The organism is Xanthomonas bonasiae (assembly GCF_017163705.1).
In the GTDB taxonomy this organism is placed as follows: domain Bacteria; phylum Pseudomonadota; class Gammaproteobacteria; order Xanthomonadales; family Xanthomonadaceae; genus Xanthomonas_A; species Xanthomonas_A bonasiae.
This window is the reverse complement of sequence record NZ_JAFIWB010000001.1, coordinates 48,817-70,016: the sequence shown is the minus strand read 5'-3', so window position 1 is coordinate 70,016 and position 21,200 is coordinate 48,817. Positions and strand designations below refer to the sequence as shown.

Below are 21,200 nucleotides of genomic sequence, written 5' to 3'. Positions count from 1 at the left end.
CTCGGGACGCCGTACCGGTGGGAATCACCGGTTCCCTGGAGAATTTTAAAAATGTTGATCCTGACTCGCCGGGTAGGCGAAACCTTGATGATCGGCGATTCGGTCACCGTGACGGTGCTTGGGGTCAAGGGCAATCAAGTGCGCATCGGTATCACCGCACCGAAGGATGTCGCCGTGCACCGCGAAGAAATCTATCAGCGCATCCAGCGCGGCGACGAGCCGACTTCGCATGGCGGCGGCCATGGCGATCAATCTTCCGATTGATGCGTCGAAAGGGTTTACCTGAGACCCTACAAACCGTTATCCTTCGCGCCCGGTCGCGGAATATCCGCAGCGTCTAAATCCGGAGTGATGCCCGAGCGGCTGAAGGGGCTCCCCTGCTAAGGGAGTATAGGGTCAAAAGCTCTATCGAGGGTTCGAATCCCTCTCACTCCGCCAGTGTCAAGGAAACGCCCGCAAATCAACGATTTGCGGGCGTTTTTCTTTTTCCCGACCTTGGACACTCGCTTGGACACTTCCATGCGAGTAGCGCACTACCTCACCCGCGGCGAGACCGGCCGCTACTACGTTCGTTTGCGCATTCCTGCGGATCTGCAGGCGCGCTTCGGCCGCAAAGTCGTCAAGCGCAGCACTGGCACGACGTGCGATCGCGCGGCGCTTGGCTACGCGTTGCTGATGCAGCAGCGCTATGCTCGAGCCTTCGCAGCCATCAGGAACGGCAGCATGGGATCGGAGCTGGATGAGCTCTTGAGGAGCCTGGAGGGCACGTCGTCCCTCGAGCTGATCCTCAAGGATGTGAAGCTGCCGGGCGGGGCCTCGTTCGGGCAGGTGGAGATCAACGACCAGAACGACTTGTCGTTGTTCCAGAAGCTGGCGGCGCAGCACGCGGTGCCCGTGCCGTCGCCCGCACCGTTCCCGCCGCGCAGGGTCGTCAAGCCCATCAGTGAGGCCCGGCCCGCCGGCCTGACCCTCGCCGCCGCGCGCGACAAGTATCTGGTCAGCATCCAGGGCAAGAACACCGCCAAGACCATCGTTCAGAAAACCCGGGCCCTGAAGGACCTGGAGGTCTTCGTGGCGAGCCAGCGTAAGGGCAAGGGCAAGCAGCCGGTGATGCTGAAGGAACTGACGCGGACCAACTTCTCGGAGTGGTTCCTGCATGAGACCGCGCAGAAGCGGGTCATCACCTACATCACGAACCGGTTCTCGGCCTGCGCAGACTTCATCAAGTGGGCGCAGACAGCCGGGCACTACCCGCAGGGCGACAACCCGGCCTCCGGGCACGCCTCCGTGCCCAAGCAGCTGAAGAAGCAGCGGGCGAAGAGCCATGGATCGCAGGCATTCACCCCAGACCAGGTCAAGCGCATCTTCGACCCGGAGAACTTCAAGCAGCTGAAAGGCGACGCTGCCCGGTGGCTCCCGCTCATCCTGCTCTACACCGGCGCCCGCTCCAATGAGGTGGCCCGATTGGAGCTGGAGGATTGCCGGGAGGAGGACGGCATCCCCATCTTCCACTTCACCTGGATGGGCGAGGACAAAAGCCTCAAAACCGATGCCAGCGAGCGGAAGACTCCGGTGCATCCGGACCTCATCAAGCTGGGCCTGTGGGAGCGTGTGGTGCGGCTGAAGGCCGCCGGCGAGACCAAGCTCTTCCCCGAGCTCAGCTTCGATGCCAAGAACGGCCCGGCAGGCCGGACCCAGCATGCGTTCTCACGCTACTTGGTCAAGCTGGGCATCAAGGCTAGGGGGGGCGGCAGGGTGGGGCACCACAGCTTCCGGGACACCGTCATCGGCGCGTTGAAGGCGGCAGGGGTTCACCGGGAGCTGAGGGAGGAATACACGGGGCATGAGTTGTCGGACCGGCAGGAGCATGCCCATGCGTATGAGACGGAGTTCACTCCCAAGGCGTTGGCCGAGGCGTGTCACCCTGCAATGACTTGGACGGTAGGCGTGGAATTCCTTCGGCAAAAGTCTTGGTAATGAAGCGACTTGGCTCTATTTTTCTCTGCGCATTTTTTAGTGGGCAGGATTTTTATTGGATCCGATGATTTTAAATGGAGAAGGAGATGTCTGAGCCGGAAGTTGATGATGTTCGTCAGCAGAGAGTATATGTTGCATTTCAGGGGGGAGGGGCCAAGGGAGCGATCCACGTTGGTGCGCTGAGAGCCTTGGAGTCCAATATATTCGCTGCGATTTCGTCAGGTGAAAGGCTTAGGGCGGAAATTGTTGGGGTGGCAGGGACCTCTGCTGGTTCTATTATGGCTGCACTTGTGGCATGTGGCTATGAGGCTGACGATCTATTTGGGTCGGACCGTGCAAATGACTTTCTTTCAACAATGATGGGCGGTGATAAAAAATCTTTAAAGAGCCTATTTACCCGATGCGGTTGGATTAAGCTAAGTGTAGCGAGAATTCTGTCAGGGGTCTTGTTGAAATATGTCAGATTTTTTCTATTTATTTGGTCATTGATTTTATTGCTATTGGCTGGGTCATTTATTTTTCCAGACTTTGGCGGCGATATGCGTGAGATGGCACAATTAATCGCATCCTATGTGGTTGGGATTAGTGCGATTGTTGCGGCTGCTGGTGCTTATTTCCTTCGCCCAGGCTTGGCGCCCCTAACAGAGGTTCGCAAAGCAATGGATAGAGCTCTGTTGTCAAGTAAGGTTTTTAGGGGGTCCAATATAAAAAGGGTGAAATTTAAGGATCTTGAGGCGGCAGGCGGATTGCCACTCAAAATCGTATCAACCAATCTTACGACCAAAGGAATTCAGGTGTTCTCGGCCCGGTCAACGCCTGATGTTTCAATTGCGGATGCTGTTTGCGCATCAATTTGCTTGCCATATATCTTTAAGCCCTATGCGGTTAAGGTTAGTGAAAGCGAGGAGTGTGAATTTGTTGATGGAGGCCTTCTTTCTAATCTTCCCCTTTGGGTATTTGATGAAGAGCGTTTGCACGATCCGGGAAGTTGGACGATTGGCTTTTCGATTGTTGCCGCGAAGGCTGGAAAAAATCATTGGCTTGGTTCGATTTTGGATGCTGTGGTAGCGGGTCCTCCCGAGATTCATGCTCGAGGGATATCCAACCTTATGGTGGTCCCCTTAAAAACTTCGATTGGAATGCTTGATTTTGGCGCTCCCCGGACAAAGTTTAAGGACGAGATTGATTCTACAGCTGTTATGGCTAGTGAGACTATTATTTCTCGCCTTGACCAATGGCATGTGGAAGGTGTGTTAGATCGGCTCGGTGAGTCTCTTGTGGAGAGTTTTAAACGTGAGATGGAGGGGTGTGGTAGAAATAAAGATTTTAGTTTTAAGCTAGCTATTGCGTGCCTCGGAAGTGAAGAAAAAAGAGTTACTTGGTTTCGTAGTGGTTACCAGTTTTATGATCCTCTTATCCGAACGGTAGGAGATGACGTGGGCAGCCTTGTTGACTATAGCCGGGTGCGTGCGCCGAATGCTTTGAGACTAAGTAATAGTCTTTGGCTCGTGGCCCTCTCATTGAAGTCGAAGACGGAAATTACAAAGCCGCCTCTGATTCTTATTGAGTCACCTGACTTGACGTCGGATGATGTTTGTGCTATATATGAATGCGGGTCAGTTGCGGCCTTCGATTCCTTGATGAAGACATTGGCTGATGCAGTTAATTCAATCGATTTTGAAGTTGCAGTAGGCTCAATTGTTTTTCCGGAGGCTTCAAATGGAAACGAAGATGGCTAGCGATATTTTTGATGTGACCATCATTGATGAAGATGGCAATCAGACAACTCGAACCATTTCACAGAGGCCTGCTCGTTTCACCGTGAAGATCAAGCCTGCCAGCGCATCCGAAAAGAGATTGGCGGTTGCTACGCGCGCGATTCGCAAGGCGGTTCTCGGAGGGGCGTCCCAAGAGCTTTCGGCTGGTATATTGAGGCTCAAGCGCGCAAAGCCTTCCATTTGATGGATAGTGCAACGTGGTGGCTTTTGCCGCCGCTAAGCTTGTCTGAAGAGTGGGGGGCGGTAGTGCTAAGCATGGAAAGCCGCATGCCTAGCAATGGAAGGACTCTCAGTCCTTGAGTCTCGGCCAGACATCTGTCTGTCGTCGTGAGTAAAAATCACTCTAGACTCGCCCTTTTGCTAGCGGGCTTTTGGGTTTCTATGGATGCGCGCGGAGGTGCCAATACTGTTGTCTCTGCTTGGAGGAGACATGTTCTACGAACGAACTGTGGTCCAGTTTCGGTAATTCGGCCGATAACCACTAAGCTGTCATTGATGCGGGAAACCCTGTCATCTTCGAGTGGGGCACATGAGTCATACTTCTGTAGGTCGAAGAAGAAAGCGCTATAGGCCGCAACTTTCTGCATTGCTGGATAGATAGCTGATGAATTGCTCGAAAAAGTTAATGCGCCAAATACAGCTATAATGCCGCCAAGTCCTCTGGCCGTGGAGATTATGGTGTCTAGTTGAACTTTGCGTTTGGCGTATTTAAATATTGCCCAGAAAAAGAAAAATATAGCAGGGATTGCACCGATGGTGGCCAGTAGCGTCGCTGTCACAGGAACAACAGAGATTAGGGTAAGTAATGCGGTTGAGACCGGGAAAAGAGAAGGCTGTTGGTGGGTTGCTCCATTGACCATGGTTCTGCCTACTCCCGACGCCACGGCGAGAACGATAGCTCCAACCGCCGAAGCTGAAACTTTTATAAAAATAGTTCCTATTTTTGGTGTTAGCCATTCATAAGCATCCCCTAGAAAAGCGATCACCAGTAGTGCGCTGCCGGCGTATAAGGCTACGTTTGAAGGAAAAGAATTTGGTGATCGAAGGAAAAGAATAAGGTGAGAAAGCATGCACATGGCGCCACCTAGGTAGAGACGAACTACCCAGGGGTGATTTAGCCACCAAATTTTCATCTTCTCAGTGATCGAGGCCTTAGCTGGCGCAACACCCAGCCCTTCTGCCGTTTCCATAGCGCTCCTTTAGATGTGAGAAGATGATAGGTAGTGTGGCTCCAAAGCCGTTTTATTCTAGCCAAATTGTGCATGCCCGTGGCTGAAGGACGGTCAATTCACTTAGACTCTTCGCTTCCGGGATAAAATCCATGTTCCTAACAGGCGATCTGCTGAATGAGTAAGAAGACGTTGGAATCGATCACCTCCGCCAAGGCCAAGCTCGAAGAAGAGCTCCGCAAGCTTGAAGAGCAGGAAGCGGCTCTCCGCCAAGAACAGGCCGCCGCCGCCATCGCGGAAATCACAGGCCTGCTGTCCCAATACAGCGACGACTTCACCCCCAAGCAGAAGGCCGAGCTGGCGGTGGCCATTGGCGCCAGCAGCCCGGGCCGTGGCCGCAAGGCCGCTCCGGCCCAGGCCAAGAAGGAAGTCGCCCCCAAGTATTGGCTGCCACATACCCATGAGACCTGGAGCGGCCGGGGCCGTCCCCCGCGCGCCTTTACGGCTTGGGAGGGCACCGCTGCCTACAAGCAGTGGAAGGCCAGCCACCCGGACGAGAAGTTCCCGAAGTATCCGGGCTGAGCGCTGGTTCCGTTTGCAGAAAGCCAGCTCTCCGTAGAGCGCAAGCTCACAGGGCATCTGTGGGCTTGCCAGAGCGGCGGGCGTTGCTAGAGGCCAGGGATTGAGGCGGGGCGCTACGGAGTTGCCGGGCGGCTAGCTGGGCTGAGCCGGTCCGCCTAGCAAAAAAGTTTTGGGCGTCTCAGAATTTGCAACAAAGGAGCGATACGATTTGTTGGTGCCGGGCAATGCCCGCGCACCACGGTTGCCCGCCTACAACTCTATCCAAGCTCAAGGATGACGCTATGTCGAACCCCTTCGTTCGTCTCTCCTGCCGTATCGGTGTTGCTTGCCTGTTGTTCCTTGCCGGATCGGCACTAAACCTGGCAACAGCAAAGACCTACTACGGCCCCCCCTATTCGGCGGGTTCGAAGTCGTTTCAGTCCGTGTCTGAGGCGGTCCAATACCTCATTGATGCCGCCTACGACTTGTGCGCGACGACGCAGGGTTGTCAAAAAACTCCGGTAATGACGACGTCCTATACCAACGATGAAGCTGCACCTGCAGCCGTCTACCGGGACGGAAATCTTTGGGGTTACGTCTATGCGAGCGACGGTTACGTGGGCTATCCGACAAAGAACGCGGGCAGCTGCAACACCATGTGCACAGGCGGCTTGGGCCAAATGGGCGACAACACCGGCCCACATGGCAGCAGCGGCGACGCGGCGCTGAAACAGGGTGGTGTGCATCGCGGCAGCGCGTTTGAGGGCGACCCGATCAACACCGCCACCGGCAACATGTTCCGCCAGGATACCGACTACGATTCGCCGACCTGGCTGACCCTGCGCCGTTTCTACAACAGCAAGACCTCCGTCACGTCGGTCACGCTGGGCAAGCAGTGGCGCCACTCTTTCGAGCGCACGCTGGATGTGATGCTGTCCAGCGTCGCCAATGGCGGCAACCAAGTCGAGGCCCGACGCCCCGATGGCGGTGTGGAACGGTTCCGCTTGAGCAACGGGGTATGGACGACGGATCCGGACATGCCCGACATCCTGACCGAGCGCCGGGATGGCGCCGGCCTGTTGCTGGGCTTTGCGTTGGATGTGCGGGCCACGCAGCAGACGGAGATCTACGACACCGCTGGCCTGCTGCGCTCGGTCTTCGACCGCATGGGCCAAACCGTGCTGACCCTGGACTACAGCGATCCGCCGACAGTGCCCGGCACCAAGACCCCACCCAACCGACTACAGCGGGTGACCGACGCGGGTGGCCGCTCGCTGAGCTTCGCTTATGACAGCAATAGCCGCCTGAGCACTGTAACTTTGCCGGATGGCGGCACGCTGACCTACGGCTACGACACCATCGGCAACCTGACCTCCGTGCAATACCCGGATGGCAAGACGCGCCAATACGTCTACAACGAGCAAACGCTCACCTCCAAGGCAAACCTGCCCACTGCCCTGACTGGAGTGATCGACGAGAAGGGCGTGCGTTTCGAGAGCACGGGCTACGCCACCAATGGCAAGGCAATCTCTTCCAGCTTCGCTGGCGGCGTTGATACAACGAAGGTTGACTATGAAATCGCCATGTCAAACGGCGGGCTTCCTGCAACGGTCACTTCCCCGCTGGGGACCAAGGTTTTCCTGAGTTATGCAGACACCGGCTATGGGGCGTTGAAGCCATCCGGCGCCAATTTGGCGTGTGGTAACCAGTGCAACCAGCCGTGGAAGTCGCTGACCTACGATGCCAATGGCTATCCGGCCTCGACAACCGACTTCAAGGGCAACATCACCAAGACCACCTATGCAGCCGGTGGCCTGCTCACCCAGCAGATCGATGCTTCGGGCACGGCACAGCAGCGCACGACCAACACCACCTGGAACGCCAGCCTGCGCGTGCCGCTGACCCGCATCGTGCTCGACGCCGCCGGCGCCACGGCCGCCAAGACAGCGTGGACCTACAACGCACGTGGTCAGCAGACGGCGCGTTGCGAGGTCGATCCGTCTGTCTCCGCCGCCATGAGCTACAGCTGCGGCAGCGCGGCCAACGCGCCTGCCGGCGTGCGCCAATGGCGGACGATTTACTGCGATACGGTCGACGGCACCCAGTGCCCGCAGATCGGCGTGGTGCTGAGCCAGGACGGCCCGCGCACCGACGTGGCTGACACCACCACCTACCGTTACTACCTCACTGCCGACGAATCCGGCTGCAGCAACGTCGGCGGCGCCTGTCATCGCGCCGGGGACCTGTATCAGGTGGTCGATGCGCTGGGCCGAGCCACCACCTATGTGGCCTACGACCGCAACGGCCGTCCGACGCGCACCCAGGACGCCAATGGTCTGATCCGCGATCTCACCTACACTCCGCGCGGTTGGGCTGCATCCAGCACGCTGCGCGCGAATGCCGACGGCACGCCGTCGGACCAGGATCAGACCACGCTCGTCGCCTACGATGAGGTTGGCAACGTTAGCAAGGTCACCGATCCGGACGGCACGTTCGTCGTCTACGGCTACGACGCCGCGCATCGCCTGACCGACGTGACCGATGGTGCCGGCAACACGATCCACTACTCGCTGGACCCGTCCGGCAACCGGTTCAAGGAAGACACCAAGGACGCGTCCGGCACGCTCAAGCACACGCTGTCGCGGATCTACAACAAGCTCGGCCAGCTGGCGACCCAGGCCACCGCCGAGGCCGATCCCACCGACTTCAGCTACGACCTCAACGGCAACGTGCAGTTGGTCACCGACGCACTCAAGCGGAAGACGCAGACCGACTACGACCCGCTGGACCGGGTCAAGCAGACCCAGCAGGATGTCGGCGGCATCGCTGCGAAGACCCAGTTCGACTACGACGCGCTGGACCGCACCACCAAGGTTACGGACCCCAAGGGCCTGGCAACGAGCTACCAATACAACGGGTTTGGCGACGTGCTGAAACTGACCAGCCCCGACACCGGCGTGACCAGCTACACCTACAACAGCGCCGGTAACCTCGCGACCCAGACCGACGCGCGCGGCACCAAGACCAACTACGTCTTCGACGTGCTCGGCCGCCTGGCCAAGGCGACCTACGCCGACAAGGCGCTGATCGCGACCTACACCTACGATGCCAGCCAGAACGTGTGCGCGGCCGGGGAAACATTTGCGCTGGGGCGCTTGAGCAAGCTGCAGGACGGCAGTGGCACGACCCAGTATTGCTATGACCGGTTCGGACGCGTCGTGCGCAAGGTGCAGACCACCAACGGCAAGGCGTTCGCGCTGCGCTACGCCTACACCAAGGGCGGCCGCCTGAGCCGGGTGACGTATCCGGACGGCGCGGTAGTGGACTACGTGCGCAACGCGCTGGGGCAGGCGACGGAAGTGGGCGTCACGGTCGCAGGCGGCACCAGGCAGAAGCTACTCGGCGGCGCCACCTATTACCCGTTCGGCCCCAGCGCCGGCTGGTCCTACGGCAACGGCCGGCCGCTGCAGCGAGTGCTGGACCAGGACTACCGCCCGCTGGCGATCCAGGACAGCCGCAGCGACGGCCTCAACGTCGGCTTCGGCTTTGACCCGGTCGGCAACCTCACCGCGCTGACCGCGCCTGGCAATACCGCACCCGTGGTCAGCCTCGGCTACGACAACCTTGACCGGCTGACTGCCTTCAAGGATGGCCCGACCGGCACGGTGATCGACGGCTACAGCTACGATGCCACCGGCAATCGGCTCAGCGCCCAGGTCAACGGCAGCACCCAGAACTACAGCTATCCGACCGACAGCCACCGCCTGGCGAGCGTGGCCGGCGCCGCGCGCAGCTACGACGCGGCGGGCAACACGACCGCCATAGACGGCACGACACGCACGTTCGCCTACGACGCGACCGGGCGCCTGAGCCAGGCCACGCGCAGCGGCACGCTGGCGATGGAGTATCGCTACAACGACCGCGGTGAGCAGGTGCGCCGCTTCCTCGGCACGACCAACACTTACACGGTCTACGACGAAGCCGGTCACTGGCTCGGCGACTACGACGGCAACGGCAAGTCGATACAGCAGGCGATCTGGCTGGACGACCTGCCGGTGGGCGTGTTGGCCGGCACCGCCTTGAACTACGTGCAGCCGGACCACCTCGGCACGCCGCGCACGGTGATTGACCCGGTGCGCGACGTGGCGATCTGGAAGTGGGACCTCAAGGGTGAGTCCTTCGGCAACACGCCGCCGGACCAAGATGCGGATCGCGATGGCACGGCGTTCGTGTTCGGGATGCGCTTCCCGGGTCAGCGCTACGACAGCGCGACAGGGCTCAACCAGAACTATTTCCGGGACTACGACACGAGCAGCGGTCGGTATGGGCAGAGTGATCCGAACGGATTGACGGGAGGGATCAATACATACGCCTATGCAAATAGCCAAGCAGTGATGTTGATTGACCCACTCGGCTTACAGTCTTCTGTCGTTGTTAATTCTGGAGCAGCTAATGCTGTCAGGGGTGCCTATAATCCGAATTCATCTGCTCGGATAGATGGGGACATTCCTCTTGAGCGTATGTTTGGAAATATTACTGAGAACAAGCCTTCTGGTGTAGAGATACCATTTGATGAAAGACTGCTTTCAGCTCTGTATAATATGTCGCCACTTGGCATGGTTAGTCAGGTGGAGGGGGCGGTTAGCAAAAGACTAAACGGAGAGTGCGATAAAGGAGAGGATTATTGTAGGGCTGTTAAAGAGCAATGTTTGGATACTTGCTCTGATACGGCTTTGCCATCGCGAGATGATGGTTTTAAGTTTTTTAGATGTGTAAATAAATGTATGGCTGACCACGGCTGCGAGGGGTGGTGATGATTTCTGATCAAGATACCGCAGAGAAGATTTGCAATAAAATTTTGAACGCAAATGCTTCTTTGGATGAGGCAATTGCTTTGGCAATGGATGCTGCTTCCGAGGAAGAGGCAAAAAGAATTCGTCAGGTTATAGGGCGAATTTCTGGAGAGCTACTATTAAATTTGTTGAACCCCCTTTACAGGGAGCATCCTTCGATTAAGCCCGACGGGTTTTTCCTGCCAGAAGACTATTCAAGGAGTTGATTTAAATAATTTTCTGGGTTGGTTATGAATTTTTTTGTAGTCAAGTAATGTTCGGTATCTTTATATTCAGTCAATTTAATGCCGCTGGCATCTATTTGATAGATCCATGAATCAGGATATGCCAGTAAGATGGGTGAGTGTGTTGCAATAATGAATTGCGATTTGATTTTTAAGAGTTGATGTAAGCGGCTGATTGCAGCCAGCTGTCTCTGCGGGGACAGGGCTGCTTCTGGCTCATCCAGTAAATACAGGCCATTGCCGTTGAAGCGATTCATAAGCAATGCAAGAAATGATTCTCCATGGGACTGGCCATGGAGAGACATTCCACCATAGGAGCTGATAATGGGCGGGCCGCCTGGGCCATCGTCTAATCGTTCTATCTCGGTGGCTACGTTAAAAAAGCTTTCTGCACGAAAAAAATAACCATCTTTGGCTTTTCGGATGCCCCTATGAAGGCGTAGATATTCGTGTAGCGCTGAATGGGACTCTTTGGTTTGAAACTTAAAGTTCTTTGTCCCGCCCTCTGGGTTAAATCCCCAAGCAACGGCTATTGCTTCCAAAATCGTTGACTTCCCACTTCCATTTTCACCAACAAGGAAAGTAACTTTCGGATGGAGTTCAAGTTTTTTTAAATCCTTAAGGAATGGTAGCGAAAAAGGGTATTCATCGAAGCTCTTGACTTGGGAGCGTTTTAGCTCGATTCCTAGCAAATAGTGATTGGCTTCTAAAGACTTCATGGCTAGAATTTGTGTGATGGAAGCGGAATGTGCATAACGTAGCAGTTATTTATAATATACGCAAAAGCCAGTATGGAGCTGCGCGACAGCATGTTGATGCGTTTGCAAGTTCCGCCTGGATAGCTATCTACTGTGAGGGTAGTGGTAAAAGTGATGGCAAATAATCGTGGTGAATTGGCAGCAGAAAGAGCCCTTCTTTTTTCTGGCACCGATGGTGCGGCTTTGAGAGAGTTTAAAGTCAGGATTTTTGCTCCAGTGCTCATTAGTCCGGAAAATACGAAATTTCGAGTTGACGAGGGTGCCATCTGCGTCATCGAGCTTTTGGGGCTCGCTGAGCCGGATATAGAGATTCACGGCGTAGATGGGGTTCATGCGCTGAAGCAGGCGGCAGATGTGGATGTGGTGTTAGAAGGTGTTTCAAGAAAAAATGGATATCAATTTTTCTGGCCATCTGGTGAGCCATATTTCGAGGGCTGAGCAGTTCGCGAATTCACTGGTGGACGTGGTGCTGGCGTGCTGGGTTTTTCTGGCACTGCATGGATTTAAGCGATCCGAGCGATTAAAGGAGTGTTAGGCCATGATACGCAAGCTTGAAGTTTTTGTATGCTTAGTGTTCTTGGCTTCCTGTGGCAAGGAAGATCAGAAGGCGGATGCAGTCCCTGTGTCAGGAGAAGAAAGTTGTCGAACCTTTGATGTCGCCTCCAGTAGGGTAAAGGCCGAGAGTGGAGAGCTTTCGGCAATCAGAGGGATGCGAGACTATTATTTTGATTGCGTCTTGCACAACAACGGTCCGGAGGCCCTGCACTGGGGAAAGCTGGCTGCTGAGAAGGGCAACAGCCAAGACAGGGAAACCTACGAGGGCCTTAAGATGACATTTGTCCCTAAAAAATAAAGCGGTCGGACTTTCTTAAATCCATGAGGTGTTTGGCGCGATGCGGGTTTTTCTGACATCGCGGCGGGGTAGTGTCTGATTGCCCTTCAGTGCCTGCCAGAGCCAAACTCTTCCCGTCGTCAGGCCACTTCACCCACCATGGCTGGGGGACGGGGGCCAGAACCTCCACCTAAGCGCCGACGACCAAAGGCCTCGCATGCGAGGCCTTTGCTTTTTGCGCCTATGGTGTGCTTGACCAGGCGGGGACCGGCGTCAAAGCCAGTAGCCGACCTGCGGGGCGCCGTTCACTAGGGTGAGCGCTGCGGAAGTAGCATCATCGGCGGTAGGGTTGGAAGGAAACGTCACGCCGCCAAACACGACGTTGGATTGCTCGCAGGCGAGGAAGAAGGGGTAGTAACGAGAATAGTCCATGGTGGCACCGTCGACGCCCGTGTGGCTGCCGACTTCCCCGCCGAGCACGTAGAAAGTTGGTGCACCCGAAATGTCAGCGCTCATTTCGTCCAAGAATTCCTCGCCCAGCAGGAAGGCATTGTCGCGATGTGCTCCATTCGCGTAGACGCCATTCCCATCGGCGTTCTGGCCCGTGGCGAATACGATAAGGCACGGCCCGGCGCCAACGCTCCCGAACACCGTCGCCGCCTCCAGCTCAATGCCTACCACCTCTTGGTCTTGCTCGAACTCGTCAGTGAACGCCACCTCACCGCGCTGAAGGATTGGATTGGCGCCGCTGATGATCCGCTTGATGGCGTTGTCCGCGGTGGTTTCCAGTGCCTGTCTAACTGCCAATGGCACGTCATCCAATGCGATGATGTCCTCGCCCTCCATGAAGTTGTCATCGATCGGATTGTAGGAGTAGCCCGTGTCCTGGTCGGTCCACAAGCCCTCATCGTCGTCGTATTGCCACATCGCTGCATTCCTCGAAGTTGTTGTTTGTTTAAAGCCAGCTCCCGAAGCGATTGGAGCGGCATCAGTCCTGGCGCGGGCCAGCCTTTCTGAAAACGCCATCGCGTCCCTCGCGTGAAAGCACTACAGGAAGGGGCAGGAATCCTTCACTCAGACGTCGACAACCAGGGGCCTCGAATGCGAGGCCTTTTGCTTTTTGCGTCTAGGGGAAGCTGGAAATGCCGTAACAAGGGCCGCCGTCCGGCACACATTTGTCTATCTTCGTAGACGTTTTGAGCGGCCATGGGGCTTGCGCTTGCGCACCCATCTGGCCAGCAGTAGCGTTTTGGCGACGCTTTCTCGTCAAGGAATGAACGATGAAAACCCTCTCCGGCGCATTGCTTGGATTGGCCGGGCTGGCAGCTGGCCTCTCTCCGGTCGCCAAGGCAGCAGACCAGGTGATGAACCCAGCCGACGTTATCGAGGGCATGGGGGAGCGCGTGCCGCCTGGCAAGAAAAACGTCAGCCTGTCGCCACTCTTCAAGGCTTACACCTTCGAGAAGGCCGGCCTCAAGTTCGTTCAAATCAACTCGCTGCAGGACGACGTCATCACGGTCATCGTCGTGACCCCGGGCGCCGAATCCCGCCTGCCAATTGGCTCGGCTGCGGCCCAGCCGCTACTCGTGCTCAAGGATGATCCGGCCAGCTGAGTTGGCGTCCTGAGGGCGCTATCCAGTGGGGTCGCCTACCTAGAGGCCCAGGCTTGCCTCTAGGTTGCTGCCTGGCCGCGGCAAGCCTGCCAAAAGAAAGCCCCAGGTGACCTGGGGCTTTGGAGGGAGTGTGTTGCGCCGGCGCGTGATCAGCTCAGGTCGCAGTTGCTCGGCAGCGCCCACGTCGAGCTCGGCAGCATGTTCTTCACCGTAGCCGATGCCGTGATGCCGACATTGCTGGCGCCGATGAGCTCTTCCAGATCGGCGATCGAGACGATGTAGTCGTCCAGGCTGCCCAAGCCGGTTTCGTTCGGGATGATCCAGCTGATGGCCTTCTCAGCACCGGTGCTCGGGTCAGTGGTGATGATCGTTTTCCAAAAGTATTCCGGTGTCCGGATGCCGTGGCTGGATAGGAAATAGTCGTTCGACGTGTCGCCGAAGACCACGCCGCCGTAGACCTTCACCGGCTTGATGTCGCGGTAGCACTCGGCCACGTTCTCGGCCTGCACCCAGATCCCCTGATTGAAGCCCGACACCTGCGGCGCGATGTTGGACATCAGGTTGGCGCGAACGATATACGTCGAGTTGTAATCCATGTGGTTGGACGTGACCAAGTGGCCGCGGTCGTAGCCCGAGCGCACGCTGGCGTAGGACTTCGTCGAGGTCTGGCCACCGCAGCCGCTCGGCAACGTGGTGTCGAGGTTGAAGTCGGACGGGCGAGCCGCGGAACCGGTGTCCGCGTTGAGCGAGTATTCGTAGCGTGTGGCCGTGTGGGCGGTGCAGTCGTAGGTCAGGGTATAGCCGCCCTTGTTGAGGGTGACGACCTGGGCCTGGGCAGCAGCGCTGAACGTGGTGAGCAGGAATACGGTGAGGAAGATCCGGAATCGCATAGCGGCACATCTCCATGTGTTTTTTGAGGACGCACGAATCCCACGGGCACGGACGATGCCGTTGCCTCTTGAAGGACGTGCGAGTTGACGGAGGTGAAGCAGACAGCGAGAGCTGGCTCGTTGGCCAGTGTGGTGGGGGATACAACCACCGCGCCCCTATGCCACGGAGTGGCACGCGGTGATCACAGGTATCTAACAGAGCGCCGCCGGGGTCAACCGCGGATTGGCCAAGGTGTGACCTGGTCCCAAGACATCATTGCTGTAAGGATGGGTCCATAGCGATGCAACAAGGGTAGGGTATGGAGCAAAAAGAAAGCCCGGATTGCCGGGCTTTCTTGATGCGGAGGCGCTATTGGAATCAGCTGGTCAACTGCACCCACAGCACCAGCAACACCATCGGCAGCCCGCTGAGCAGAGAGAAAATCCAGAAGGCTCCCATCAAGGCGAGTGGGGTCATCACCCACCACTGCCCAGCGGTGAACCCCGGGTCCCGTTGCCGAGCCGCGTAGGCCTCCAGCGGATGGAGCCGCTCCGCTTTTCGCAGGCCCCGCCGGGCCATCAGCGGCCCGACGATGAAGCCAAACGGCCCGAGCAGGAGCAGGGTCCACGAGAACCACCAGAAAAACCGGTTGTGGGGCGTCAGGACCTTCCTGGAGGCGGCGCGCGGCGCGCCGTCCCCACGGAACCCGGCCGCAGCCCCCACCGGCGTGCGGGCCATCGGGTCAGGGTTGGTCGTCATTTCGCGTAGGCCCTCCAAATTCCGGATTCCCGCACGTAGCGCAGGTTCTTGCTCAGCGGGACAGGCACCTGCCGGCCCTCAATGTTGAGCACGGCTTGGCCGCGGGTATCGCAGCGGTAGCCGTCCGCGCCCTCCGCTTCCACGCAGCCGGTGAGTTCGAAGTTCTGGATGTCGGTGACCTGGCCGGCGCCACTCTGTTGAAGCAGCCTGACGAATGCTTCCTTGGCATCGTCGGCCGACGGCTTGCCGCTGCAGGCGGTGAGGCCCAAGGCCATGGTCAACGCGACCAGGCCGATCCATGCTTTTTTCATGTGTGTCCTTTGCTGAGGGATGGGTAGGTTTGGCGAAGCGGAGGGCCTTACTTGTCGCGGTTCCCGTCCGGCTTGAAGCCAGCAATCCAGAGCCGGGTGTCCTTGAAGGGCGTCAGCAGGCCGCTGGCTCCCGGATGCAGGTCGGCCGTCTGGATGAACCCGGCGACCCAAGCAACCCGCAGCGACACGTCCACAGCGCGGTCAGCGACGCCAGGACGGCTCACGTTGACCACGAAGGGTTGGGCCGGCGGGTTGGGACCCGTGGAGCGCTGAGTGCCCGTGTTGGGCTTGCTGGGCGGCACGCGAATGCCGTTGAGGGTGTCCCGGCCTTTCCACAGCGCCGCGCTGTTGAGTTCGGCCGTCTCGCCGAGGTCGTCGGTTTCCGTCAGCGGGGCGTCGGCGCAGGCCTGGAAGGTCTCGACGCTTGAGGTAGTGGGGCCGGTCCAGATACGGGCTTCCACCTTCCAGCACGGCAGCTTCTCGCCCCACTCGGTGAAGGTCAACGCCACCCTGGGCCACTCCAAGCGGCCTGCCTGCGCGGCCTGGTGGTTGTCGCCCTTGAAGAGGCCGGGCAGCTTCCCGGCGCCGCTGAGGGGCGTGTAGATGGGACCGCTGCCGCTACTGCCGGCCTGGGCGGTGGACTTGCCGCCTGCGTTCGGCTTGATGCCCACCATCTGCTTGCCGGCGTCCTTGAGGCTGCCGCCGAGCTGGCGGAAGAAGCCGAGCTTCTGGTCTTGGGCGTCCTGGGCCTGGGCAGAGATAGGAGCGACCAGCATCAATGCCAGGAGCGCAGAGCGCGCTCCTTGTCCTGCGTGCTTCATAGGAAAAGCCCCTGTAGACCGCCGGCCTGGCGGCATTTGCAAATATGGCAAATGCAGCGCAGGATTGGAAGCGGCAGACTTGGGGGTCAATTCATCATTCGTTGGCCTTCATGCCTGCTCCGCTGCCCCCAGCTTCAATCTTCGGCCGCCGTCTCCGCGAGGCCAGGCTTGCGCGGGGCATGAACCAAGCCACATTGGGGGCTGTTCTCGGGCTGGAGGAAGAGAACACGGCCGCCCCTAGGATTTCGCGTTACGAGCGAGGCGATCGGATGCCCGACAACGAGAGCATGGCAAAACTGGCAGAAGCCTTGGGGCTGCCCGTTGCCTATTTCCACGCAGTCAGCGAGCCAATGGCAGAGGCCATCCTGGTGATGTCACAACTGGCTGAGGAGGAGCAGGAGGAGCTGCTGCGTAGGATGCGCGACTTCGTCCGAGACAGTTTGCGCGCCACCGAGGAGTAATATCTGGGAAAGGTTTCGCCAATGGGCCTGCGCGGAACCACTGAGTCGCTCTCAACCATGGGGAGGTGGCAAGAGGCCATCTAAGATTTTGGCGATTTTCTGGAAGTCGACTTCGTATCTCTTTATCAGGTAATCAAAAATCTCCTCCTGTGTTGCGATTTTCTTCTCTTTAAGGTGATTTTCGAAGTCCTTGTCGCTAGTAAAGTTGTTTCGTGGGGTGATGAAAGGGAACGCGGGATCATCTTGCCTGGCTGCCCATAGCGCTTTTTCCACGCTTTCCAATGGGAGCGTGTGGATACTCGCGTGTTGAGCGTATTTTTCCTTGTATTGATCGCCGTCAAGGATCGCAATCACTTTCTCCGGAGCCGCCAGGAATCGATCCGATTCATTGCTTTCGATAAGGCCCGCAACTTGAGACGCTCCTCCGATGTAAATCACCTTGTAGCTCAGTAGCGTTGTTGGACAGTACCTTTTGACAAGGTGGTGGATTAGCGAAATAAGCTTCTTGTCTTCCGCCACGATATACCTGTCAAATCCGACGAACCCGAACAGTCTCGCCATTGCATAGCTGTAAGAGGTAGGCCTGATAGAGGCGTGGCCAGCCTCACCATCCATGTAGAAGAGCTCGTCGACTTCGAGCTGTTGCATGAGGGCGAGGGAATGAGTGGTGAAAAGAATTTTGCGGTCATATTGAGCACAAAACCCGCGCAGCCAAGCAGGAAGGTTCGCTTGGGCTGCCGCGTCTAGTGATAAGTCGATCTCGTCGATCACCAAGAGCTTCGATGGACCCTTGATTGTTCGGTAGAGATTGATGAGGAAGTGCTCTCCAGAGCTTAAGTAGTCCTCGCGGATGTAAGTGCCGTTTTCCCTAACAAGAGCGTAGAAGCTTTTCCCCTTAACCCGGACTTCAACCATTTTTGAGTAGTGGTCTGTCTCGTAGACCGAGTTGAGAAAGCTGATTAGCTCATCAGGGCTCCGATAGGTTTCCAGAGCAATGGATTTCCGAATGTCTAGATCGGCCTCACTGGCGCTTCTAAAGAAGTTGAATCGGGCCCCATAAGGCATGGGGAGCTCGGCTGCTATGAGGTCTCGCAGTGCCGCAGGGATTTGGTCACGGCAGTTAAGGGAGCGAATTTCACTGTCATAAGCAAAGGTGATCTTCGCCCCATCGAGGTCATAGACGATACGACTGTTTGCCGAGAAAGCGTAGGGCGTGGCAGTTCTCACAAACGTGTCTGCGTTCGATAGGTTCTTGAGGGCTCTTACCAGCGTTGTCTTTCCTGCCCCATTTCGGCCGACAATGCACATTAGGCTATTCGTCGCCAGATCCACATCGAGGTTTAGGTTCGCCACATGCTGGATGGCTTCAAGGGTTACCTGAAGGCGGCTCATTGGGCCGACCTATGGAGAAGGCTATCGATGATGGTGGTGCCAAACTTGGATCTCAGCTTCTCGAAATAGGCGGGATTCGCTGCATATGCGTAGCTGATCAGGCCGCTGAGCCGTTCCAGGCCTTCTTCCATTCCCTCGCCGCGCTCCTCTTCAAAGATCTTCGCAAGGCGCGAGCGGTCGCGGATGTAAAAATGTATCCAAGATTCGATCCGGTTCCTGACATCTCGATCGATGACAATGGCCCCTGTGGGCAAAATGACTAGTCCCAGTAGCTTAATCTTTCTACCGATAGTCGTTAGCTTGCTCTTGCTTTGGTTGAGATTGAAGCCATCTCCAAGTTTGGAAGTGAGGCACTCCTCAATGACTTGGCTTGCATCCGCAATAGCTGAGCGATCACTCGCAGAGATGATGATGTCATCTGCGTATCGAGTGTAGATCCAGCCGCGTGTTTGGCTGATTTCAGCCAAGCGCTGGTCGAAGTCCAGTAAGCAAGCGTTACTCAGAAGTGGAGAGGTTGAATAGCCTATGGGGAGTTTGCCGTCGATAGTGAGCAGCCCAAGGATGTGCTCCAGGTGGTCGGAGAGGTCCGCCACGGGTGTTTGAGTTCCCTGGAGCACTGTCCGAACCAGCGGCGCAGTGATGCTGTCGAAGAACCTTTCTAAATCCGTTTGGAAGAAGGCGCGACTCCCGGAATGCGGCTCCACTGCCTGCAGAAGGGTCGACCCTTTGCGGTAGGCGAAGGAAACAGCCGTGTTAACCGGAAGATGTTCAAGGAGAAACCCGTTAAGAAAGAAGTGAAAATCCTTCAAGGTCTTAGAGGGCTTGTAAATCGTCCGCGTTTTCCAGCGGACCGGGCTGTAGTGCTCCTGTGGCTTGAGTGCCAGGAACTCTTCGAATCTATACTTCCCGTGATACATGGCGTCGAACAGCTGTTGAAGCGGCCGTGGGGTCATGGATCACTTGCCTTGTGCAATCGTCGATTAGTGAAGCGTAGCCGATTGCCCTTTCTAAAGCGCACATACGAAATGCCCGGTCGGGCGTAAGCCTGCGACCGGGCATGCGTAAGTAGATGAAACGCCCTAGGGACCAGACATTAGACTGGAGCTACTCCTAGTCGCTGGTATGGAAAAATCCTAGCACAGCAGAAGGGCCTCTTGCAAGTAGTTCTTAGGGGTGGAACTTGTTGGCGTCGGCCAGGCACGAAGCGAACTGCCCTCGCTGGTAGCGCGGCAACTGCACTTTGGGCTGATACAGCTCCAAAGCGCTGATCTGCTTGCTCCGAGTCACTTGCGGCTTCTTGTGGAGGTAGTGCCTGCGTAGGACTTGAACCCGGTCGCGGGGATCGGTGCTGTGGCCTGTGACCAGCGCAATCTCTTTCTCGGGAACATCGTTGACATCGAGCTCCGTCGCCAGCGTGTGGCGGAAGGCATGGAATCCGATGCCTTTAGCGAAGCCCAAAGACTTGAGGTAGCGGCCAAAGTCGACCACGAACTGCTGGCTGTAACGTGCATTCGTTTCCCCGGTCTTCCGGTTCACGCCTGCAGAGAGGAGGGGGAACAGCCGCGGATGACCCGTCGCCTTCATGTCCTCCACGAATTCCAGAAGGCCCGCCTCCAAGAGCGGCTTGGCGATGGGGACGATGCGCATGCACCCAGCGCCCTTCATGCTTTGCCGACACCGGCGCCTTTTCTTTGGGTCCGCAGCCAAGTCCTTGTCCACCGTCTTCTGGAAGGCGATGCACCAGATGCCGCGTTCCTCAATGATGTCGGTCAGCTTCAGCTGGCAGACTTCATTGACCCTGGCACCGGTATACAAGCCGATCATCGGGGCCCACCAATACTGGGGCTTCTTGGCCCAGGACACGAAGGTGGTTGGGTCAAAGATGGCTTGGAGATCTTCGTCCTCGAACAGGCGGATGGCCTTTTCTGGGTCGATGGTGTCGTCTTCCTTCGGCTTTCGAAATGCCTTCATCGGTGACGAGTTGATGGCTTGTCCGTTGAAGAGGTGGTTGAAGAAGGCGACCAGGAATCTGCGGTGGCGCTCTTCGGTGGCCGGGGCCAACGGCGGCACGTCCTGCTCTTTTCCCATGGCGATGGCTTCGTCGAAGCTAAGATCCTTCAGCAGCGGATCCGACACCAGGTTCCTTGGGGCCCAGCGCAGCAGCTTCCAGAGCGCTTGGATGTGGTGATAGTCCACTCGAGCCGCGGAGATATTGCCGCAGGTAAGGAGCAGCAGCTTCAACGTTCGCTCGGTGGACTGGACAGTCTTCGGGTCGAGCTGGCGGCGACGCATGTCCTCCAGATGATCTTCGATCTCCTTGGCCAAGGGGCGCGAAGGCGTGCCCATGGGCAGCTGCGCGGGGTAGCGTGTGCTGTTCTTGAGGCCGCTCTTCCGTCCGGTTTCGTCGAGCGCGGCGAGGATGCATTCCTGCAGGTTGATGGCGGCTTCCCGGCCTCGGATGATGGCGCGGTCGATGCGGAATCGACCGATGTGGATGCCTTCCAAATGCAAGAGGCCGAAGGGCGAGGCGATGTAGTCGTTGAGTGCTGCGGAGGGTAGAGCGGTCATGGGTCACTTCCATCGGTAGATGGAAGTAGGGATATGACAGGACGAAAATTCGTCAACGGGGGCGATACAAAAATTTGCGGTGCGGTTGAAGACCTCAGGCGTTGGGGTGTCGCCCATTGGGTGCTTCTGGGGTTCGCTAATCTGTTATCTGACGAGAAGCCTTGTATACCAAGGGTTTCAAGAAAATCTGAGTCGATTTATCGCAGTCAATTGTGTACTGTTTGCAGTAAATAAGCTAACTAAATGGCGTTGA

The 21,200-nt window shown here is 57.3% G+C and carries 21 protein-coding genes and 1 tRNA gene; 12 read left to right on the top strand and 10 right to left on the bottom strand.

What is annotated here, in order from left to right; all coding sequences use genetic code 11:
• The first annotated feature begins 51 nt into the window (after positions 1-51).
• From csrA to JR064_RS00250, 5 genes are all read left to right on the top strand, one after another.
• Positions 52-264 carry a carbon storage regulator CsrA gene (gene csrA, locus JR064_RS00270; protein WP_145700275.1) on the top strand — a complete coding sequence of 71 codons (213 nt, stop codon included), beginning with the start codon at positions 52-54 and terminating at the stop codon, positions 262-264.
• 81 nt (positions 265-345) lie between these two features.
• Positions 346-438: transfer RNA gene (locus tag JR064_RS00265), tRNA-Ser, on the top strand.
• Positions 439-507: 69 nt separating this feature from the next.
• Positions 508-1,977: a site-specific integrase gene (locus JR064_RS00260; RefSeq protein ID WP_241092781.1), complete on the top strand. Its 1,470-nt coding sequence runs from the start codon at positions 508-510 to the stop codon at positions 1,975-1,977.
• Positions 1,978-2,051: 74 nt separating this feature from the next.
• Positions 2,052-3,716, top strand: coding sequence for a patatin-like phospholipase family protein (locus JR064_RS00255; RefSeq protein WP_206228443.1), 1,665 nt, complete (start codon positions 2,052-2,054; stop codon positions 3,714-3,716).
• The gene (locus tag JR064_RS00250; protein WP_206228442.1) at positions 3,697-3,939 is read left to right on the top strand and encodes a hypothetical protein; all 243 of its coding nucleotides are present in this window, start codon (positions 3,697-3,699) and stop codon (positions 3,937-3,939) included. Before JR064_RS00255 ends, JR064_RS00250 begins: the two co-directional genes overlap by 20 nt.
• Before the next feature lie 154 nt (positions 3,940-4,093).
• On the opposite strand, the gene JR064_RS00245 is transcribed toward JR064_RS00250, so the two are convergent.
• Complete coding sequence (locus tag JR064_RS00245) at positions 4,094-4,945, bottom strand: hypothetical protein (RefSeq protein WP_206228441.1); 852 nt, start codon at positions 4,943-4,945, stop codon at positions 4,094-4,096.
• Between the two features lie 156 nt (positions 4,946-5,101).
• Between JR064_RS00245 and JR064_RS00240 the strand changes: the two genes are divergently transcribed.
• The 3 genes from JR064_RS00240 (at position 5,102) to JR064_RS00230 (ending at position 10,544) form a co-directional block, all read left to right on the top strand.
• On the top strand, positions 5,102-5,506 hold the full coding sequence (locus JR064_RS00240; RefSeq protein ID WP_206228440.1) for an H-NS family nucleoid-associated regulatory protein: 405 nt from the start codon (positions 5,102-5,104) through the stop codon (positions 5,504-5,506).
• A 281-nt stretch (positions 5,507-5,787) separates the two neighbouring features.
• A complete protein-coding gene (locus JR064_RS00235) occupies positions 5,788-10,299 on the top strand; it encodes an RHS repeat-associated core domain-containing protein (RefSeq protein ID WP_241092780.1) in 4,512 nt (1,503 codons plus the stop codon).
• Complete coding sequence (locus JR064_RS00230) at positions 10,299-10,544, top strand: hypothetical protein (protein ID WP_179563648.1); 246 nt, start codon at positions 10,299-10,301, stop codon at positions 10,542-10,544. The genes JR064_RS00235 and JR064_RS00230 overlap by 1 nt, the downstream gene beginning before the upstream one ends.
• Here JR064_RS00230 and JR064_RS00225 read toward each other — a convergent pair.
• Positions 10,529-11,281, bottom strand: coding sequence for an AAA family ATPase (locus JR064_RS00225; RefSeq protein ID WP_206228439.1), 753 nt, complete (start codon positions 11,279-11,281; stop codon positions 10,529-10,531). The two genes, JR064_RS00230 and JR064_RS00225, sit on opposite strands and share 16 nt — an antisense overlap.
• Positions 11,282-11,434: 153 nt before the next feature.
• On the opposite strand from JR064_RS00225, the gene JR064_RS00220 reads away from it, so the two are divergent.
• Positions 11,435-11,758 carry a hypothetical protein gene (locus tag JR064_RS00220; RefSeq protein ID WP_179563650.1) on the top strand — a complete coding sequence of 108 codons (324 nt, stop codon included), beginning with the start codon at positions 11,435-11,437 and terminating at the stop codon, positions 11,756-11,758.
• Positions 11,759-11,858: 100 nt separating this feature from the next.
• Complete coding sequence (locus JR064_RS00215; protein WP_179563651.1) at positions 11,859-12,173, top strand: hypothetical protein; 315 nt, start codon at positions 11,859-11,861, stop codon at positions 12,171-12,173.
• 252 nt (positions 12,174-12,425) lie between these two features.
• Here JR064_RS00215 and JR064_RS00210 read toward each other — a convergent pair whose 3' ends face one another.
• Positions 12,426-13,079, bottom strand: coding sequence for a hypothetical protein (locus JR064_RS00210; RefSeq protein WP_206228438.1), 654 nt, complete (start codon positions 13,077-13,079; stop codon positions 12,426-12,428).
• Between the two features lie 353 nt (positions 13,080-13,432).
• Between JR064_RS00210 and JR064_RS00205 the strand changes: the two genes are divergently transcribed.
• Positions 13,433-13,765, top strand: coding sequence for a hypothetical protein (locus JR064_RS00205; protein ID WP_206228437.1), 333 nt, complete (start codon positions 13,433-13,435; stop codon positions 13,763-13,765).
• Positions 13,766-13,914: 149 nt separating this feature from the next.
• Here the strand turns inward: JR064_RS00205 and JR064_RS00200 are convergent, their stop codons facing one another.
• From JR064_RS00200 to JR064_RS00185, 4 genes are all read right to left on the bottom strand, one after another.
• Positions 13,915-14,655, bottom strand: coding sequence for a DNA/RNA non-specific endonuclease (locus tag JR064_RS00200; RefSeq protein WP_206228436.1), 741 nt, complete (start codon positions 14,653-14,655; stop codon positions 13,915-13,917).
• Between the two features lie 358 nt (positions 14,656-15,013).
• Entirely contained in the window at positions 15,014-15,394 is a 381-nt protein-coding gene (locus JR064_RS00195) for a hypothetical protein (protein WP_206228435.1), read from the bottom strand.
• Complete coding sequence (locus tag JR064_RS00190) at positions 15,391-15,705, bottom strand: hypothetical protein (protein ID WP_206228434.1); 315 nt, start codon at positions 15,703-15,705, stop codon at positions 15,391-15,393. Before JR064_RS00190 ends, JR064_RS00195 begins: the two co-directional genes overlap by 4 nt.
• A gap of 47 nt (positions 15,706-15,752) precedes the next feature.
• The gene (locus tag JR064_RS00185) at positions 15,753-16,526 is read right to left on the bottom strand and encodes a hypothetical protein (RefSeq protein ID WP_206228433.1); all 774 of its coding nucleotides are present in this window, start codon (positions 16,524-16,526) and stop codon (positions 15,753-15,755) included.
• 44 nt (positions 16,527-16,570) lie between these two features.
• Here JR064_RS00185 and JR064_RS00180 point away from each other — a divergent pair, with 44 nt between their 5' ends.
• Positions 16,571-16,987: a helix-turn-helix domain-containing protein gene (locus tag JR064_RS00180; protein WP_425510262.1), complete on the top strand. Its 417-nt coding sequence runs from the start codon at positions 16,571-16,573 to the stop codon at positions 16,985-16,987.
• A gap of 51 nt (positions 16,988-17,038) precedes the next feature.
• Here JR064_RS00180 and JR064_RS00175 read toward each other — a convergent pair whose 3' ends face one another.
• From JR064_RS00175 to JR064_RS00165, 3 genes are all read right to left on the bottom strand, one after another.
• Entirely contained in the window at positions 17,039-18,379 is a 1,341-nt protein-coding gene (locus tag JR064_RS00175; RefSeq protein WP_206228431.1) for an AAA family ATPase, read from the bottom strand.
• The gene (locus JR064_RS00170; RefSeq protein ID WP_206228430.1) at positions 18,376-19,332 is read right to left on the bottom strand and encodes a reverse transcriptase family protein; all 957 of its coding nucleotides are present in this window, start codon (positions 19,330-19,332) and stop codon (positions 18,376-18,378) included. The genes JR064_RS00175 and JR064_RS00170 overlap by 4 nt, the downstream gene beginning before the upstream one ends.
• 214 nt (positions 19,333-19,546) lie before the next feature.
• A complete protein-coding gene (locus tag JR064_RS00165; protein ID WP_206228429.1) occupies positions 19,547-20,947 on the bottom strand; it encodes a site-specific integrase in 1,401 nt (466 codons plus the stop codon).
• Between the last annotated feature and the right edge of the window lie 253 nt (positions 20,948-21,200).